This window comes from Shewanella sp. DW31 (genome assembly GCF_015767295.1).
GTDB classification, from domain to species: domain Bacteria; phylum Pseudomonadota; class Gammaproteobacteria; order Enterobacterales; family Shewanellaceae; genus Shewanella; species Shewanella oncorhynchi.
In genome coordinates, this window is sequence record NZ_JADWMP020000009.1 from 86021 (window position 1) to 105161 (window position 19141).

A 19141-nucleotide genomic window follows, 5' to 3' on the forward strand; every position below is an offset into this window, starting at 1 on the left:
GAAAATAATATATCAAATAAATCATGTAATTATATGTGGTTTCGCTGAATTTAAAGGTAGATGAAATGAAAAAGACATTGCTCGCTTTGATGATCCCAAGCTTATTGTTAATGGGAACTGCTCAAGCCGTTGAGTTGTATAATGACCAAACTAACAGCGTTAACATGATAGGTTGGTTAGGTTTTGCCGCGTTAAATGATGGTCATGAAACTTCCGTTATAGATAATTTTTCTCGTGTTGGTTTTCGTTTCGACCGTCAAGAGAAAAATGGCTGGAGCTCCTTTGCCCATACGGAATGGGGTATCAATATGGTGACCAGTGATGACGGCCTTATATACACGCAAGGCCAAGGTGGCGGTCAGTTATCTGCATCTAAAAATTCAGATTTTTTATTCAATCGACTGGGTTATGTAGGGATGTCCCATGAGAAATGGGGAAAGATCAGTTTTGGTAAGCAATGGGGGGCTTACTATGATGTTGCTTACACAACCGATGTGCTCAATGCTTTTACGGGGTGGTCAGTGGGGGCCTATACCTTCGGTGACGGTGGTTTAACAGGGGCAGGACGTGCCGATGCTGCGCTGCAATATCGTAATACTTTTGGTAATCTAAATGTCGCAGTGCAGTATGCCTCTAAACAAAATAGCGATGTTGCCTTGTATGATGGCAGTGGTGCTCCCTTGAAAGATGGTTCCGAATTGAGTTTCGAACCTAGCTACGGTGCAAGTGTAACTTACAACTTTACTGATAAATTTAAAGTGCTAGCGGGATTTAATCGTGGTGATTTTACCGGAAATCTTGCAGGCCAAGAGGTTGATAACACTAACCAAATTATTGGGATTGGCGCCCAATACGGTAGTTTCTATCAATATGCTCCAGGTCGTGATGCTGACGGTTTATACGTAGGTTTTAACGCCCATAAGAGTGAGCAAAACGAATTAGTGGGGGGAGATTTATATGATTCAACTGGAGCAGAGTTTATTGTTGCTTATCAGTATGATAATGGTTTCGTTCCAACAGTATTACTGACATATCAAGATCTTGATACCGATGTAGATACTGCGATCCAAGGAAAATGGACACGCCAATTTGCAGTGTTAGGTCTGCATTATCGCTATAGCCGCGACACAATTATGTACGTTGAGGCCAAAATAGATTTCAGCAGTATGGATGATAAAGCCTATGAAGATCTACAAGATAACAACTATGCGGTGGGAATCCGTTATTTCTTCTAGATCCTATGGTTATCATTAATTTTTCAAAGGTCACTTATGTGACCTTTGTTATTTATGCACTTTGTTAACCGATGCTTTCTATTTTTGTTATAGAGCACTCGTTAGCCTTGAAAGATTATACAATCCCCAGTTTCTTCATTTTGCTGCGCAGGGTATTGGCATTGATGTCCAATAACTCAGCCGCACCTCCTGGACCATAGAGTTTTCCACCTGTAATCCTCAGTGCATGACTAATATATTTTCTGGTCATAACATCAAGGGGCACAAGTTTATCGCTCGCATAGTTTGGATCTATGATAACGGTTTGATTTGCTTGGGTCGTAATTTCCTCACCCTGATGTGGAGCAAGGAAGCCAAAATCTAACGGTCCTGAAGGTTGTTGTATTATCGCCCGTTCGAGCACGTTAATGAGTTCTCGGACATTTCCTGGCCAAGCGTATTGATTCAGAATATTCAATTGTTCCGGTGTAACTCTTGGTAATTGAGGCAGGTTGAACTTTGAACTCAGTTGCTCGATAAAATGCTGTACGAGTAAAGGAATGTCTGTACGTCTTTGTCTTAATGAAGGGATTTCAATAGGGAAAATAGCTAAGCGATACCAAAGATCTTCCCGAAACATTTCTCTGTGTACCATAGCTTGTAAATTTCTATGGGTGGCAGCCACTATACGAATATCCAGCTGTACAGCATCATGCCCACCCACACGGGTAATACTGCTATTTTGAAGCACACGGAGTAATCGAACCTGTGCGGATAGTGGTAGCTCACCAATTTCATCGAGGAAGATAGTGCCGCCATTGGCTTGTTCGAAGTAGCCAATTTTACGGGACTCAGCCCCAGTAAATGCCCCTTTTTCATAACCAAAGAGTTCGGAGTCAATCAAAGTATCTGGAATGGCGCCGCAGTTGACCTTGATAAAGGGCTTATCCGAACGTTCAGAAAGTTCGTGAATAGCATTAGCTATCACTTCTTTTCCACACCCCGTTTCACCCAGCATTAGGACGGTCGTATTAATCTTGGCAATAGATTGCACTTGCTGCATGACGTGTTTCAAGCCTGAATTGGCTCCCACTACGCCATTCTGGACATCCAGTGTTCTGCGAAGACTCACATTCTGCTTTGAGAGTGCTTCATTTTCTTTAAGTAAATTACGTCCGCGTAGATTTAGTGCAGTGATTAAGGCTAATGCATGCATATGCGGAGCAATTAAATCAGCATGACGAGGGCGAAAAACGCCTGTCGTTTTGGCATAAAATCCGACTATCCCAAGGTGGGTATTTTCGATAGACATTCTCAAAATGATCAGCGAACGAATACCACTGATCACCTTAGGCGCAACTAAAGCTGTGATTGGGTCGTGCTCAATATCATTAACAATTCTCACGCGTGGGCGTTGAGGATCATCTAAGCACTTAGCCAGTTCTTCAGGGATAGATATTTGCCTATCTAAGGTACATGATTGGTTAGCATTGACATGAGCAATAAATTGTATGTCATTAAATTGTTTGCGAAAAATATTAATAAATAGCCCATCAATAGGCAGTTCATCCCGAATAAACTCGAAGTAACTTTGCAGGGACTTTTCGAGTTGTAGGCTACTGCATAATCTCAGTGTCGATTCGTGATAAAAGTGTTTTTCCATTGATATTTCATGTTAATCATTAAGTATCGTGATTGTAGATCTTTATATTTCGTGATTCCGTGCCTCCAATCAAAGTTCCCCACTTAATTACCTCTTTTTAGGTGCTTGGCACAGCGCATGCACTTCCATGCAGACAAGTTCCAGCCATTATTGAAGGAAGTAAGCATGAGTAAAACTCAAGATATTGATACGGGCCGTCGGCAGTTGCTAAAAGGTGGGGCTGTGATGGCTGCGGGCTTTGGGGCTGCAATAGCCTTACCTGCAACAGCAAGTTGCGATGCTGTTCCTGAAGCATTCGACGAGATTGTAGATGTGCTGGTCGTCGGCAGCGGCTTTGCTGGTATGTCTGCAGCATTACAAGCAAGGGAAGTCGGTGTCAGTGTGATGGTTGTGGACAAGATGCCTGTCTTTGGCGGTAACTCAACAATCAATGGCGGTGCCATGGCTGTGGCGGGCTCTGAGTTGCAAAAACAGGCCGGAATTAATGATTCTGTCGATGAAATGGTCGCCGATATGATGCGAGCAGGTCGGGGCATGAACGATGTTGAGATGTTAAAACTGGTGTGTAATGGCACGGCTGAATCCTGTCAGTGGTTGATTGAACATGGGGTTAAGTGGAAACCTTTTGTGCAGCATTTTGGTGGACACTCAATACAACGAGTCTTGCAAACCGTTGAAAGTTCAGGGGCAGGTATTATCAGACCGCTGATTAACGCCGCGAGAGATAAAGGCGTGGTGATGAGAAATCAGACCAAGCTCGAAAGCTTTGTGAAAGATCTCGATGGTCGCGTGATTGGGGTCGAAGTTCGTGAAGGTTTTTATTTCCCTAATGAGCGAACCGGTAAAATACGTCGCATAGGCGCGCGTTGTGGTGTTGTCATGGCAACGGGAGGCTTTGGTCGCGATATTGAATATCGCATGATGCAGTTACCTGAGTTAAATAACGACTTAGATTCCACCAATCATGCTGGTGCAACTTCAGAAGCCCTAAAGCAAATGATGCTCTTAGGTGCTAACCCTATTCATTTAGACCAAATTCAACTCGGCCCATGGGCATCTCCCGATGAAAAAGGCTTTGGTACCGCATCCCAGTTCAACACGATTGCGACCTATCCCCACGGTATTGTGGTGGATGTGCGCACTGGTGAACGTTTCTTCAATGAACTTGCAGACCGCAAAGCGAGAGCTGACGCTATCATGACTCGCCGTGATGAACATGGTCAGCCTGTTTATCCTATTGGTTTCACTAATGCAGAAGGGGCTAGTAAGGCGCAAACCTTAGATTGGGGACTGAAATATAAGGTGATTAGTAAAGCAGAAACTTTAGACGAACTTGCTGCTATTTATGGTATGCCAGCCAAAGCTCTAAAAGCTCAAGTCGCCCGGTGGAACGAAGCGGTAAAAAGTGGTGTTGATAAAGAATTCGCACGTCCTCTGCAAGAAGCCATTGTGCTAGATAAAGGGCCTTGGTATGCCGTTCGTATGTGGCCAAAAGTTCACTATTGCATGGGCGGCGTTAAAGTGAATACCCGATCAGAAGTACTTCATTTAGTCACCAACCAAGCCATTCCAGGGCTGTATGCCGCAGGTGAAGCAACCGGAGGAATTCACGGTGCTAGCCGTTTAGGCGCTTGTGCTGTCGCAGAGGGTGTTGTTACTGGTCGCAACGCGGGCCGAAATTGTGCCGCGGCAAAGGCGGCGGTGCTTAAGCAAGCATAATTAGATTTTATTAAAAATTACAATGTATTGGAGAATGGTAATGAATAAATCAGTGTTGATGGCATCGCTTACTTTAAGCCTACTCTCTGGGAGTGCTTTAGCGATGGAGCACGTTGTCCTCGATGGTAAACATTTAACGCAAGAACAAGCATGGGCAATCGCCGATGGCGCTAAAGTCAAGATTGCATCTCAAGCGAAAACCCAACTCGTTAAAGCTAATAGTTTGTTGATGGAAGCTGCTCGTTTAGGTAAGCCTGTTTATGGTCTTACTGTGGGCGTTGGTTTGAACAAAGATCACAAGTTATTTGATGCCAACGGCAAGTTAAGTGATGAAGTGCTTGAGGCATCACGTAACTTTAACTACAGCACTTTTCGAGCTCATAGTGCTGGCGTCGGTGACGCTGCACCGATTCGGTTAACTCGATTAGCCTTGGCGGTACGCTTAAATACTATGCTCGCGGGACAAACAGGGGTGCAACCTGTTGTGGCTGAACTCTATGAGGCATACCTTAACAAAGGGTTAACGCCAGTCATCCCCGCCCACGGTACTGTAGGTGAAGCGGATATTTTGCTCTCATCCCATGTCGGGTTAGCTATGGTGGGTGAGTGGGAAGTATTCTACAAAGGACAACGTGTTAGCAGTAAAGATGCTATGGCGGATGCCGGAATTACACCACTTGTGCCTATGGGTAAAGATGCACTATCAATTCTGTCTAACAATTCGTTTTCAGTAGCTTATGCGATGCAAGGTTACCGTGAGGCCAAGCAATTACTCTCTATCTCGCCAACGCTATTTGGTTTAAGCCTTGAGGGATTAAATGGTAACGTGGCACCATTTTTACCACAAACCAATGATATTCGTCCTTTCCCTTATATTAAAGCCAGCACAAGTGACATTCTAAAACAGTTAGATGGCAGTTATTTATGGCAGCTTAATGATGAACGTCCTTTGCAGGACCCTCTCAGTTACCGAACGACAGCATACACGTTAGCCAGTGCTGAACAAGCGTTAGCAGAATTGAATGATGTGGTAAATATTCAAATAAATCATTCGGATGATAACCCTGCAGTTATTGTTGGCGCATCGAATGAGTATGCGAAGTTTCCACAGGTTGCTAAGTATATTGTCGAAGGGCAAGGTGGTGTGTTCCCAACCACGAACTTTGAACCTTTGCCTGTTGCACTGGCAGTACAAAACTTGAGCGTGGCGTTGACGCATGTATCCCATAACAGTGTTATGCGCACCATCCATTTATCCGATGATCACTTTACTAAACTGCCACGCTTTTTAAGTGCTCCAGGTAATAATGGCCATGCTTTTGGCGCGATTCAAAAAGCTTTTGTAGATATGCAGGTTCGTAATAAACAGTTCGCGACCCCAGTGTCATTTGATGGGATTTCAATTGCGGGGGGAATTGAAGATACTTTCACTAACCTGAAGCTTGCTGCGGACAATTTGATCCAGATTGTCGACAACACACGTGTGATCTACGGTTTAGAGTTGCTGCATTCAAGTCAAGCGATTGATTTACGTAAGTTGGCCGCTCCAGATCTTCATTTAGGTAAAGCGACCGAAGCCATGTACAAGGCTTACCGAGAAAAAGTGCCATTTGTTGCTCAAGATCGCCCATTCACGCCTGATATCCAAACTTCAACTGAATTTATCGCAAATTATTAATATGTTATGCGGGGCAGTATGCCCCGCTATAGGAAGAGTCTGATGTTAAAACCCTTATATACACTTTTACTTGGTTGCATGTTCATGCTGCCAATAACAACAAATGCGATGAATATTAAGGATTATCATAAGGATGTGATGACAAGTGAGAATGGTCAGGTCGACTGTACTGCCTGTCATGGTGATGTAAAGCGTAAGACCATACCTGATGCCGCAGTGTGCGCTAACTGCCATGGTTCTCCTCAGGATGTGGCTAAACTGACTAAGCGACCTGAAGACGCGGGGCATTCGGTCGAGCCTAATCCCCATGACAGTTTACATTACGGTTCTGATTTACCATGTACCTACTGTCATCAAGAACATAAAGAAAGTAAAGTTTATTGTAATCAATGTCATGAATTTACTTATCCTAAAATGAAGCGATAGTTTTAAGATTTTGTCACTTTGCTTTGTCGTCTATTTTATTGGGCAATGCACTCGCCGAAGGTGAGTGCATTTTTTGCAAAAAAAAGAGTAAACCAAAACGGTTTACTCATACGGAAATGGGTCGTTAAAGCTTGCCAAAATCACTCAACTGATGAGGAGCAGGCATATAATCTCAGCATTAACTTAATTAGCCCTTAAAGCTCACATTTATCTTAAGGTGTCGCCTCGGTTTAAGCTGATGAGCTTATCCAGTATGCGTTCTCCATCCATGCGGATGCCGTTGTGCTCATATTCTGATGTTAACCAATACTTTAGCCTGCCAACTTGTTTTGTGGTTTCTAAACTGTATTGCATCTCTACAAACATATCTTCACTGTAAATGGCTGCTGCAACAGGGACTCGGTTTTGTGCCAGTTGCTCTAGATTGTAAAGTGCTGGCCAATCTGATTTATGGGCGAGGATTTCTGCCGCGGCTTTAAGCGGCACTAAGTGACTAAATTGGTCAAACATCCATGGGTATATCATCTCACCTGTGAATAAAAACGGTTTACCTTGTTGATAGTTAAAGGCGGGGAATTGCTGTCTAACCCTGTGTGCCGACCATTGTGAAGCCGAGTGTTGACAGTAGATGGCTTCATGCAACAGGGCAAAAATCGGGTTAGTGTTGTAATCGAGCATTTGACCGAAATGATTTAAAAATAACGGGTTAACGACTGTCCCTGAAGCCGTGTTGATCAAGGCTTGTTCAAGCAAATAATAAACCGATTCAGGCCCTTGCTCCATTCCAATATTAATCCCCAGCAGTTGCAGCATTTCAACCGTGAGGCGTTCACCTGTTGCCAAATACACTTCATTTTCAATCAAATGTTTTGCTAAGCGAGTGACGAGATGTTGAGCATCGTGGAAGCGTTGGAAAAATTGTTTATTCTTCGCCAGTACGCGTTGATAAGTCGCAAGATAGACGTCATCGGCGCTACGGGTTAATGATGGTATGCCACCCGTGATATAGGCTTCACTGACGCCTTGAGGGGCGGCGCTTAAATAATGTAACACGCAAAATCCCCCGAAACTTTGGCCGAGAATCGCCCACTTATCGGCGGGACAAAGCTGGGCACGAATCGTTTCGGCATCACGAATGATATTGTCAGCCCTGAAATGGCTTAGGTAATCCGCTTGAGCTGCGGGATCTAAGTGTTGCAGGCTTTGGTAATTAATCGGTGTTGATAAGCCTGTACCACGTTGATCGAGTAATAACACTCGATATTCTTTTAATGCGCGGCGGATCCAGCCGCTGTTGCTGGCGGGACGCATGGCCGCAAATCCAGGGCCGCCTTGAAAAAATACGATATAAGGTAGTTTTTTATCTTTGTTTTCTGGGCTACAGAGTTCTCTGGCAAACACTTGGATTTGCTCTGCAATTGGATTTTGATAGTTGAGGGGCAAGGTAAAAGTGTGTTTCTTCGCCAGCACTCCGGCGAGAATAATATCGGGTTTCATCAAACAACCTTAATGGCAGAGGATCATGTTATTGTGATTGGCAGATTGTATACCCAAATAAGCTGAAGATGCAGTAACCTAGGCTACCTGAAACGCGTATCTTCAGCTAACTTGGGTATAGACAAAATAGTTTATGTCGTAAGCTAGGATTATTTGATTAGCTTTTGGTGAAGATCAATTTTTTGGATACAAATTTGAGCCATGATGAGTTTCTTAGCGTAATCTATCGCTTATGGATAACACGAGATTGAAGCTATGAAGTATCAGATTATTCCAGTGACACCTTTTCAGCAAAATTGCAGCTTGATCTGGTGTGAAAAAACCAAGCGTGCTGCAGTTGTGGATCCCGGCGGGAATATTGACAGGATCCAAAACGAAGTGGTGAAACTTGGACTCGTCCTCGAAAAAATCATCCTTACCCATGGGCATATCGATCATGTCGGTGGTGCAAAAGCCTTAGCGAAAGCCGCCAATGTGCCGATTATTGGCCCGCATATTGCCGATAAATTCTGGATTGATAACTTACCTAAGCAAAGCCAAAATTTTGGTTTTCCCCATTGCGATGCCTTTGAACCGGATCAATATCTACAGGATGGCGATATTGTTAAAGTGGGCGAGCAAAGTTTATCTGTGCTGCATTGCCCTGGGCATACGCCGGGACACATTGCACTTTTCTCTGCCCAATCTAAGTTGGCGTGGGTGGGGGATATTTTGTTTCGAAGTTCTATCGGTCGCACCGATTTCCCCCAATCAAATCATCAGGATTTAATTCACTCGATCACCGAAAAACTGTGGCCCTTAGGTGCCGAGGTTGAATTCATTCCTGGGCATGGTCCTATGTCGACTTTTGGCGAAGAGCGCGAGCATAACCCCTTTGTCGCGGACCAACTTTTACTGTAATTGAGACGCCATTCAGCATTGCTTGATTTGTGAGCGATAATCACTCGCAAATCAAATGATTATTTCAGCTAATAAACCAACCTTTTTTATGTTTTCTGTTTTTCCTTCTAGACTTAAAGCAGTTCTTCCGTCTACTGGGGTAAGTATGAAAACAAAAACAATGATGAGCGTGGTCTTTTCGACCATCGTCGCGAGTGCCGTGATTTCTGCGGTATTGAGCTTCAATGTTAAGTCTAAAATCGATCTCTTTAATGATGCGGCTAGCGTCCGATATCAGTCCTATCAAGTCGCCGATGAGTTAAGACAAAGTTCCGATGACCTAACGCGTCTCGCTCGAACTTACGCTGTTACGGGTGATGAAAAATACGAAAAAATGTATATGGATATTTTGGCTATCCGTAATGGTGAGAAGTCTAGACCTGAAAAATATCACCAGATTTACTGGGATTTGGTGTTGAGTTATGGCGATAAGCCAAAGCCCGACGGTGCTAGCATTGCGATAAACGCGCAAATGAAGTCCCTCGGTTTTTCTGATGAAGAATTCCGTTACCTTGAACAAGCCCAGCAAAACTCAGATGCGTTAGTCGCCCTCGAAGTGAAAGCCATGAATGCCGTTAAAGGTATTTTTATGGACCCCAACACCCAAACCTACACGATCAAAGGTGAGCCTAACTTAACCATGGCGAGGGAGTTATTACATAGCGACCAATACCACAGAGAAAAAGCTAAGATCATGCAGCCGATTGATGAGTTTTTTACGGCGTTGGATAAACGTACCGATGGTGATGTGAATAACCGACTCGACTCCCTGCATGCGGCATTAAACTGGTCCCAACTGGTGTTATTTATCGTGATTTTAGCCGCCGTTGGCGGATTTATTATCGTTAAGAGCAGGATTGTGACTCCCTTAGTGCAGACCTGTGTTGAATTGCTCGATATTCAGCGTTCTAAAAATCTTGCGCGGCGGATCTCTGTTACGACTCAGGGGGAAATTGGCGAAATCGTTAATCAAATCAACTTGTTTATATCCTCCCTTGCCAGTTCATTATCGACGACGGATGGCATTGCAAAAGAGGTGGCTGATTTAGCTAAGCAAACTAAAGCATCCATTCAAATTTCGCGTGAAAGCTCAAATCGAGTGGCGAGAGAACTGGACGCCAGCGCCAGTGCGATGGAAGAAATGACCACGACCTTAGTGCATGTGAGTGAGAGCACCTCGAATGCTGAAAGCCGCGCCGCCGAAAATGAAACGCATGTCACTGTAGGTAAACAGACAGTATCGGAAGCGTTGAAAGCCATGTCGGTATTAGAAACTGAGTTTAGGAATACTCAGGACTCTATGTCACACCTAGTGAACGAAAGTACCCAAGTCAGCAATGTGTTGAGTGTGATTAAGGCGATTGCTGAGCAGACGAATTTGCTGGCACTGAATGCCGCGATTGAAGCCGCACGGGCCGGTGAGCAAGGACGAGGCTTCGCTGTGGTAGCTGATGAGGTTCGATCATTAGCCCAGCGCACTCAAGATTCCACCAAGGAAATCGATGATATTGTCGCAAGCCTTCAAAGCCGTACTAATCAAGTTGGTACATCTGTGACTCAAGCGGCGACGCTAATGCAAAAGGCGGGGGTAGAACTGCAACGTATCGTGGCAGTATTTGAGGATATCCGCCATAGTACGGAAGCGATTCATGGGATCAATACTCAGGTTGCCGCTTCAACCGAAGAACAATCCTTAGTTTCTAAAGAAATAGCTTCGAGCATGATGGTGATCCGCGATAATTCCCGTGAAGTATCACAGATTATCGAACAGATTGAATCGACATCCATTAGTCTAGACAACCAATCCCAGATACTGCGCACTAAGGCGGGCGAATACCAGTTTTAGATGAAATGTGGTTGATTTGCGAACAAACGCCACTCAGACATGGACGTCAATTCTTCCTCTTTAACTTCCCCTGAACATATTTTATGCTTCAACACTTTCTGAAATCTATTACTCCTTTCAATACGCACACGCCTTTGCTAACTTGGTTGTCCATATGTTTAATGCGAGCGTTTGACGAAGCGGTTTTATTTGCTGATAAAACTTGCGTCAAGCTTTGATGACAAATAGACGTCGATAGCTGCGTTATTAACTGTGATAGTTTCAATAGCGATAAGCGCATTAAATTTTTTAAATCTCCCTAACCCAATGGAGTCCTTGCGGATGGATCACCAAATCGAAGATTTACTAGAGCATTGGCTACCGCTGGCGGATGACGCTTGGGTGCTTGCGGTGATCACCCAAATTCAAGGTTCGGCCTATCGTAAACCCGGCGCCATGATGTTGTTCCATGAGTTTGGTCAAGGCGTGGGTATGTTAAGTGGCGGCTGTTTAGAAGCCGATTTACGCCGTCATGCTCAAAATGCCATGCAGACTAAGCAAGTCATGTGCGTCACCTATGATGCAAGCGATGAGTCCGATGCCAGCTATCGACTCGGTTGTGGTGGCATAGTAGATATCATGTTGATCCCTCTGCTAAAAGAGAATCATGATCTTGGCTTAGTTGAGCTAGTGCAGTCATTTCGCCACGGTCGGTCGGGTTTTTACCAATTGCCTTTAGTCAAAGCGGGGACGGATGCGCGCCAGTATCACGCTGCGTTTTATTCTGAGGAGTTGACGCCGTTCCCCGCCAGCGATTTTGTACGCACGGGCGTTTTCACCCAAGACGCGGGAGAATCACTGATTATTCCCTTGAGACCAAGATTCCATCTTGGGATCTTTGGCGGTGGTATCGATGCTAAGCCCGTTGCCGCCATGGCCCACACTTTAGGTTGGCAAGTGACTGTTTTCGATGGTCGTACCGCCTATGCCAGAGCGGCGGATTTCCCCCATGCCCATATAGTGAAACTGACCGCGGGGGAATTAACCGCGAATCATATCGCTCAATTGGATTGCGCCGTGGTGATGAACCATAACTTGGGCTTAGATGCTGCGGCATTAAAGGTTATTCAAGCGCATCCGCTAGCCTATATTGCCTTGCTTGGTCCTGCCCATCGACGGGATAAAGTGCTTGGAATGGCAGGGCTCAGTACTGAATCTTTTTCTGGGGTATTTTCTGCTCCCGCAGGGCTTGCCCTTGGCGGCGAGTTACCGAGTGCCGTGGCGTTAAGTATTTTGGCCCAGTGCCACGGCGTGCTCCATGGCGCAACCTTAAAACATCTCGATGAGATAATGCGTTAATGACATTGCCGCCAGTACAAAAGTCTTCTGTACTAATGTCTATAGCGCCAAAGTCGGCAGCGCTAACGTTGACAGAGCAAACGCCACTTTCATCCAAGCGGCTGCTGATTGTGGTACTTGCGGCCGGCGAGAGTAAGCGCTTTGACGGGGTAAAGTTAGCGCAACTTCTACCATCACATAGCGCTACGAAAATTCGCGAACAAACCATCATTAACACTCATGTTGAGCGTTTACAGCAGCTTAGTTGCCAAGATTTAGGTTTGGATCGCAAAGACACTCATTCGCTCCAGCATACGCCTTTGTTAATCATACTCGGTGCTCATCAGCACATATTGCAGCCATTATTAGTCGAGCTTCATTCCCGCCAACCCTTTGATATTTTAGTTAATCCACAGTGGCAAACAGGCTTGGCATCCTCCGTGAGTTTGGCAGCAAGTTATGCCAAGGAGCAGGGCTTTGATGCCATGCTGCTGACATTGGCAGACCAAGTGGCCTTGAGTGCAGACGATTATCGACAACTGATTTTGACATGGTATGAAACCGGTAAAGACGTTGCCGCCCATTATTTGGATGATTTAGGCGTACCTGCTATTTTTAATGCCTCTACATTACCGCAGTTCACTCACTTGAGTGGTGATCGCGGGGCGAAATCGATTCTAAAACAACAAGCACAGCGGGGAGCGTTAGTCGCTATAACACTACCCCGCGCCGCAATTGATATTGATACCCAAGCCGATCTTGCGTCGTGGTTGGCACTTAAGGAGTGAGTTATGGCAGAAGTATTATCAACCACTGCAGTTATCAAGGAAGCTAGTACCGCCGCTTCCACCCAAACACTTTTCATCAACGGTAAATCATTTACCTTAGATGCCGATCCTAAGATGCCAATCCTGTGGGCGTTACGGGATATTTTAGGGCTCACTGGCACTAAATATGGTTGTGGTGCCGGGTTATGCGGTGCTTGCACTGTGCATTTAGACGGCCAACCCGTACGCGCCTGTTTAACCAGTTTGGGGCAGGCACAGGGAAAACGTTTGACAACAATTGAAGGGCTAGATAATCAAAAGCTTAAAAATGCTTGGGCCGAACATAACGTGCCCCAGTGCGGCTATTGCCAAGCGGGACAACTGATGTCGGCTGCGGCGTTAGTGGCGCAGCATCCGAAACCTTCTGCAGAACAAATCAACTCTGCCATGTCGGGTAATATCTGCCGCTGCGGCACCTATCCTCGGATCAAAGCCGCACTGCAAAACTATGCCAAACAGGAGGGCTAATATGAGTACTTTTACTGCCGTAGAAAATATCAGCCGCCGCGATGTGTTAAAACTGTTTGGCGCAGTGGGTGGCGGATTAGCATTAGGGGCGAGTGGATTAACTTGGAGCCCCATGGCACTGGCGCAGGATAAAGAAGCGCGGCTGAATCTGTTTATTGCCATTGGTGAAGACGACAAAGTGTACCTGACTTGCCATCGCTCCGAGATGGGACAGGGGATCAGAACCGGTATTCTGCAAGTCTTAGCCGAAGAGTTAGACGCGGATTGGGATAAAATCGTCCCCATTCAAGGCTTAGCTGATAAACGTTATGCCAGCCAAAACACCGACGGTAGCCGCAGTATTCGCGAAAATTACGACCGCATGCGCCAGATGGGGGCTATGGCAAGAACCATGCTAGAGCAAGCCGCCGCTGCGCGCTGGAAAGTTCCCGTGAGCGAGGTGCATACCGCCAGCCATAAAGTGTTGCATGCTAAAACGGGCCGTTCGGCCAAGTTCGGCGAGTTAGCGTTAGCCGCATCAAAGCAGCCCGTACCCGCTGTTGAGTTGTTAACCTTTAAAGAGGTTAAAGATTTCAAGCAGATTGGCGCATCACGCCAAATCGTGGATATGGATGCCATGTTAAGTGGCAGCGCGATTTATGGTTACGATATCAAACTCGAGGTTATGCTCTACGCCAGCATCATGCGTCCGCCCGTGCTTGGGAGCGATGTGGCAAGCTTGGATTATACCGCAGCGCGCAAAGTGGCCGGTGTCGTGGATGTGTATCGTTTGCCCGCCGCTAAGGGCGCCCCCGCTTTTCAGGCTTTGGGCGGCGTTGCTGTCATCGCCACAAACACGTGGAGTGCCCTTGAAGGGCGCAAAGCTTTAAAAGTCACTTGGACTCAGGCCGACAATAGTCAGCATGATTCAAGCCTTTATTTGAAAGAGTTGGTTGAGCGGGTACAGCAAAGCGGTAATGTCGTGCGCCAAGTTGGTGATGAGATCAAAAACTGGCCCGAGGCGAATACGTTAAAGGCGGTTTATACCGTGCCTTATTTAATTCATTCTTCTATCGAGCCGCCCGTTGCTACTGCCCATGTGACTGAAAAGGGCTGTGAAATCTGGGCATCGACCCAAACGCCGCAAAGTACACAGCAAAATGTGGCCGCTGCGCTGGGTATGGAAGAAGATGCGATTAAAGTGAATGTCACCCTATTGGGTGGTGGTTTTGGGCGTAAATCTAAACCTGATTTTAGCGTTGAAGCCGCGCTGTTATCGAAGCAATTCAAGCGTCCAATTAAGGTGAGTTGGAGCCGCGAAGATGAAATTCAAAACGGTTATTACCATGCTATCAGCGCCCAGTCCTATCAGGCACTGTTTGATGCCAGCAACAAACCGACCGCGCTTTTAGCCCGTACGGGATTCCCATCGATCAGTTCAACCTTTGCTGAAGGGGTGGAATATCCCTCTGGCGGTGAGTTGGATTTAGGCTTTGTGGATGTGCCCTTTGCTTTGCCAAATTTAAGATACGAAGCGGTAAAAGCGCAGGCGCATAGCCGTATTGGTTGGATGCGCTCTGTGTGTAACATTCAGCACGGTTTTAGTGTCGGCAGTTTTGTCGATGAAATGGCTCATCGTTCTCAGGTTTCTTGCCCTGCAATGTGGCGTAGCCTGTTAGGTGAAGCAAGGCGTGAGACCTTTACCGACCAACAGTTTAAATATGGCAACTATGGCGAAGATCTTGATCGTCATCCCGTGGACGTCAGTCGCTATTTTGGGGTAATCGACGCGGTCGAAAAAGCCCAAGCTAAGGCGCCCAAGGCGGGTAAAAATCAGGGCTGGGGTTTTGCTGTACACCGCAGTTTTGTGAGTTACGTCGCTGTGGCTATGTTGGTGGAAGTGAGTGAGGATAAACAGCTTAAAGTGCTTAATGCCATCGCAGCCATAGATGCGGGCACGATAGTTAACCCTGATAGGGTAAAAGCACAGACAGAAGGTGCGATTGTATTTGGCTTGAGTTTAGCCTTGATGGGGGAAATCACTTACAAAGAGGGCAAGGTGCAGCAATCGAATTTCCACGATTATCCTTTGCTGCGACTTCCCCAAACTCCCGATATGGAGATCATCATTATTGAGTCTGATGCTGCGCCAGCGGGCGTGGGTGAGCCGGGTGTGCCGCCCGTTGCCCCGAGTTTAACCAATGCGATTTTTGCGGCGACGGGGCAGAGGATCCGCGATCTTCCCGTGAATAAACTATTGCGAGTGTAAGTGTCGGCAAGAGGGTTAACTGAAAGCCGTTTGAACAAAAAAGCGCCTAATAAGCGCTTTTTTCGTTTTTTTACCACAAAAAATTTGCTTGTTAGCGATTTTACGGGCATTAATGCCGAAAATTAGCAATAGATCAGGTTTTTGTTACCAAAATAGAGGTAATTTAACCAATATGTTTACCCAAGCCACCTCAAAATACACATTTTAGAGCGCCCAAGGGTATTAAACTTCCGTGAATAGAATTACTAAAGGGGTCATCCATGGAAAATCGTTGGCAAGTCGCTATTTCTGCCGGCCTATTGGCGGCTATTTGGTGTGGCGTCGCAGATGCTTTTCATCTGGTCACTTGGATCGGCTTTTTAGGTTGTAGCACTTTTTTTGCTCAACCTAAGGCTGGCTTTCAGGGCGTGATGATGGCGTGGTGCACAAACCTGTCCGGTGTATTTTGGGCTTGGCTCATTATCTCGGGTAGCAGCTTTTTTATTTCGCCCGTATTTGGGTATATTTTTACCGGCATAGCCACTTCGGCCATGTGTTTACAGGCAAGTTATCAAAAGCTTAGCTTTATTCCCGGCGCATTTATTGGCTGTTGCACTACCTTTGCTATGGCGGGTGATGTGGCCAATGTCGTGCCGTCGTTGATCATTGGTGGCTTATTAGGTTTTAGCATGAGCCTGTTAACGGGGCAGTTGGTTACTCTGACACAAAAGTGGTCTGCCGCCACACGTAACCAAGTTGCTAGCGCTGATTAGCATAATACCTGCTCAGATCTTATGACTGACATAGTTGTCGTGGCGATCTGAGCTATACTGCTGATTTAGTGCCAAATAGCATTTTGTTCTTAGGAATTATCAAGATGAAACAAATCCAGTTTCGTACCATTGATGCCATATTGATCAAGTTCAGTCTCAACGGAAAATTTTGGGTAGTGTGTTCTATGGTGGCGTTGATCACGGCCGCCGTGGCGCTTGTCAACTATCAACATGCGCACCGTAACCTTGAGCAGGCCTCTATCGCTCGGGTTCAAGCTAGCGTCGATACCCTAGCGCAAGTTGCAATGGCGCAAAAGCTACAAGCTGACGCCTTATCTCAATTTGCCAGCCAATACGGGTTAACTGTAACTTCAAGGCAAAGTGATGCGCAGCGTCAAGGGGATAAAGTGACGGCCAGCGCCAGTGTGTCAGGCCAAGCCTTACAACTGACGCAGAATGTCCATGAGTGGGAAGCCGATGCGCGTAGCGATGCTAACTTTATGTTTTGGTTAGCATTAGTGGGCTTGTTGCCTTTATTCCAACTGAGTTACTGGATTTCGACTTCACTCGGTGGTGGATTATGGGACATGTACTTAGCCATCAAACGCTTAGCCGATGGTGATTTGAGCTTTAGATTAAACTTCTTTGGTACTGACGATTTCAGTTTGATTGCCCGCGAAATCGATCGCTGCGCCGACAATATGAGTGAAATGGTGTCAGCCATTGGCAAAAATGCACAGACCTTATCATTGGCATCTGATGAATTTAATCAACAGGCGGCCACCAGTGATAAACTGATTGGGTTCCAACATCAATTCCTCGATTCCGTTGCCGTGGCGATGGCGCAAATGACCTCAGCGATTGAAGAAGTCTCTGTTAATGCGAGTAATACTTCGTTGCAAACCAAGGAAAATTCAAGCCAAATGTTGGCCAGTCGTGGGCGTATTAGCCACACAGTGGAAAGCATTGGTTTACTCTCAACTAAGATTGGCGCGGCGTTTTCATCGGTGGAACAATTGTCTAAGGATGCGGCGAGTATCGATGCTGTAGTCACAACCATTAACAGTATTTCCCAGCAAACTAATTTATTAGCCTTAAATGCGGCCATTGAAGCGGCCCGTGCCGGTGAGCAAGGTCGTGGCTTTGCTGTTGTAGCCGATGAAGTGCGTACCTTAGCGGGTCGAACTCAACAGGCCACAGTAGAAATTCAGGCCATGATTGAAGGCTTACAATCTGGCACGAGTCGTTTATCTAGCATTACCATGGAGATAGTCGATCAGGCCGATGAAGGTCGCAGTGCGATTATCGCCGTCGGTGATGATGTTCAAGGCATGGCGCAATCGGTCAATGCGGTATTTGATATGAGCAGCCAAATTGCCGCCTCGGCGGAAGAGCAGAGTGTCGCCGCTCGCGACATTGCCGGACAATTGAATGAAATCCGCCATCAGTCGGAAACTATCAAACAAACAGCCCAGCGCAGTGTGACCTTAGCCAATGATTTGCACCATGCCTCGGTCGAGTTAGATGGCATTTTAAAGCAGTACCGCACGAGTTAATATGTCACCTTTAATGTGAGTCGTCGGCATGGGGTGTTGAGCAATAACGCACGATACTGAGTCTCATATGAAGTAGTAACGTATCATCCGACAATGGCGGAAATCTTTGATTTCCGCCATTTTAATTTGGAAGTACCCAAAGAACTATTTAGTTATATTGCCCCATTCCGTTCTATCAGCGTGACATTATCTAAATTGACGGTCATAGATTTCAGGGGAGAAAGTTATGTCTGAAAATGTCCTTTTTGCGGAGGGTATTTCACTGTGGTTGGCGGTGGAAATCTGTGTTTTGTAAAAATAGAATTTGGGGAAATTGATGGTTTCTATATGGCTGATTGTGTTAACCTTTATCGGAAATATTTAAGAAAAATATCAAGCAATTTTAAATTGTTTGTTGATGATAAACGTTCACCAGAGTATCACTTGTTCGCCTCGGTCAATTAAAATTGGCTTGGGACGCCGCTTAACGTTAGGCAACAATAATTATGAATAACGATCCATTTCGAAACCCGACAGATACCGAAATAGCTAGCGCAGAAAGCAAACTGGGCATCAGTTTTCATGACGACTACCGATCATTTTTGAAGTCTGGCAGCGATGTTGCAAACGCTACCTTTGAGCCTGCGGTAATTTTACCCGGCTCTGGCCATCTTGATATCTTTGACATTGCTGAAACAGCCTGGAATGTCATGGGTCTTCCAAGAGACCTTTTGCCATTCATCGAGGATAATGGCGACTATTTCTGCATAGCAAAGACGGGTGAGATAATTTATTGGTCTCACAACGGCAGCACTAAGGAAGAATGGCCGAATCTTTCTGCATGGCACAAGCAGGTTTGTGTAGACCTTGAGTAACTGTGATAGCCTAAATAGTGGTTCAAATCGTTCGCTCCGCTCTCAGTGATGGGTTAAAGCCTGCCCCTTAGCCAAACGTTAACCCATACAAGCATTTAAAGCGGGACTGCTAACAGTTTGCTCGACTTCGCTTCGCT

15 protein-coding genes are annotated in these 19141 nt (G+C 45.9%); 13 read left to right on the forward strand and 2 right to left on the reverse strand.

From position 1 onward, the window contains the following. Positions 1-65: 65 nt before the first annotated feature. The gene (locus GWI56_RS09770) at positions 66-1235 is read left to right on the forward strand and encodes a porin (protein ID WP_198572785.1); all 1170 of its coding nucleotides are present in this window, start codon (positions 66-68) and stop codon (positions 1233-1235) included. A gap of 115 nt (positions 1236-1350) precedes the next feature. Here GWI56_RS09770 and GWI56_RS09775 read toward each other — a convergent pair whose 3' ends face one another. After that, on the reverse strand, positions 1351-2877 hold the full coding sequence (locus GWI56_RS09775; RefSeq protein ID WP_028761024.1) for a sigma-54 dependent transcriptional regulator: 1527 nt from the start codon (positions 2875-2877) through the stop codon (positions 1351-1353). Between the two features lie 165 nt (positions 2878-3042). Here GWI56_RS09775 and GWI56_RS09780 point away from each other — a divergent pair, with 165 nt between their 5' ends. The 3 genes from GWI56_RS09780 to GWI56_RS09790 are packed head-to-tail and all read left to right on the forward strand — an operon-like array spanning position 3043 to position 6700. Then, complete coding sequence (locus GWI56_RS09780) at positions 3043-4596, forward strand: flavocytochrome c (protein ID WP_198572786.1); 1554 nt, start codon at positions 3043-3045, stop codon at positions 4594-4596. A gap of 40 nt (positions 4597-4636) precedes the next feature. Then, on the forward strand, positions 4637-6274 hold the full coding sequence (locus tag GWI56_RS09785; protein ID WP_198572787.1) for an aromatic amino acid ammonia-lyase: 1638 nt from the start codon (positions 4637-4639) through the stop codon (positions 6272-6274). Positions 6275-6316: 42 nt separating this feature from the next. Next, the gene (locus GWI56_RS09790) at positions 6317-6700 is read left to right on the forward strand and encodes a cytochrome c3 family protein (RefSeq protein WP_173244080.1); all 384 of its coding nucleotides are present in this window, start codon (positions 6317-6319) and stop codon (positions 6698-6700) included. A 207-nt stretch (positions 6701-6907) separates the two neighbouring features. Here the strand turns inward: GWI56_RS09790 and GWI56_RS09795 are convergent, their stop codons facing one another. Beyond that, on the reverse strand, positions 6908-8197 hold the full coding sequence (locus GWI56_RS09795) for an alpha/beta fold hydrolase (RefSeq protein WP_198572788.1): 1290 nt from the start codon (positions 8195-8197) through the stop codon (positions 6908-6910). 255 nt (positions 8198-8452) lie between these two features. On the opposite strand from GWI56_RS09795, the gene GWI56_RS09800 reads away from it, so the two are divergent. The 9 genes from GWI56_RS09800 to GWI56_RS09840 all read left to right on the forward strand — a co-directional run bounded on the left by GWI56_RS09800 (position 8453) and on the right by GWI56_RS09840 (position 19004). Then, complete coding sequence (locus GWI56_RS09800) at positions 8453-9097, forward strand: MBL fold metallo-hydrolase (RefSeq protein ID WP_198572789.1); 645 nt, start codon at positions 8453-8455, stop codon at positions 9095-9097. Between the two features lie 145 nt (positions 9098-9242). Further along, complete coding sequence (locus GWI56_RS09805; protein WP_198572790.1) at positions 9243-10982, forward strand: methyl-accepting chemotaxis protein; 1740 nt, start codon at positions 9243-9245, stop codon at positions 10980-10982. Between the two features lie 321 nt (positions 10983-11303). After that, a complete protein-coding gene (locus tag GWI56_RS09810; protein WP_198572791.1) occupies positions 11304-12320 on the forward strand; it encodes an XdhC/CoxI family protein in 1017 nt (338 codons plus the stop codon). A gap of 35 nt (positions 12321-12355) precedes the next feature. After that, complete coding sequence (locus GWI56_RS09815) at positions 12356-13087, forward strand: nucleotidyltransferase family protein (RefSeq protein WP_198572792.1); 732 nt, start codon at positions 12356-12358, stop codon at positions 13085-13087. Positions 13088-13090: 3 nt separating this feature from the next. Next, on the forward strand, positions 13091-13594 hold the full coding sequence (locus tag GWI56_RS09820; RefSeq protein WP_198572793.1) for a (2Fe-2S)-binding protein: 504 nt from the start codon (positions 13091-13093) through the stop codon (positions 13592-13594). A gap of 1 nt (position 13595) precedes the next feature. Next, positions 13596-15842, forward strand: coding sequence for a molybdopterin cofactor-binding domain-containing protein (locus tag GWI56_RS09825; protein ID WP_198572794.1), 2247 nt, complete (start codon positions 13596-13598; stop codon positions 15840-15842). Positions 15843-16102: 260 nt separating this feature from the next. After that, the gene (locus GWI56_RS09830) at positions 16103-16594 is read left to right on the forward strand and encodes a DUF1097 domain-containing protein (protein ID WP_028761013.1); all 492 of its coding nucleotides are present in this window, start codon (positions 16103-16105) and stop codon (positions 16592-16594) included. A 104-nt stretch (positions 16595-16698) separates the two neighbouring features. Continuing rightward, complete coding sequence (locus tag GWI56_RS09835; protein WP_198572795.1) at positions 16699-18150, forward strand: methyl-accepting chemotaxis protein; 1452 nt, start codon at positions 16699-16701, stop codon at positions 18148-18150. Positions 18151-18635: 485 nt separating this feature from the next. Continuing rightward, positions 18636-19004 (forward strand): SMI1/KNR4 family protein, encoded by a 369-nt coding sequence (locus GWI56_RS09840; RefSeq protein ID WP_028761011.1) that lies wholly within the window; start codon positions 18636-18638, stop codon positions 19002-19004. Positions 19005-19141: the final 137 nt, after the last annotated feature.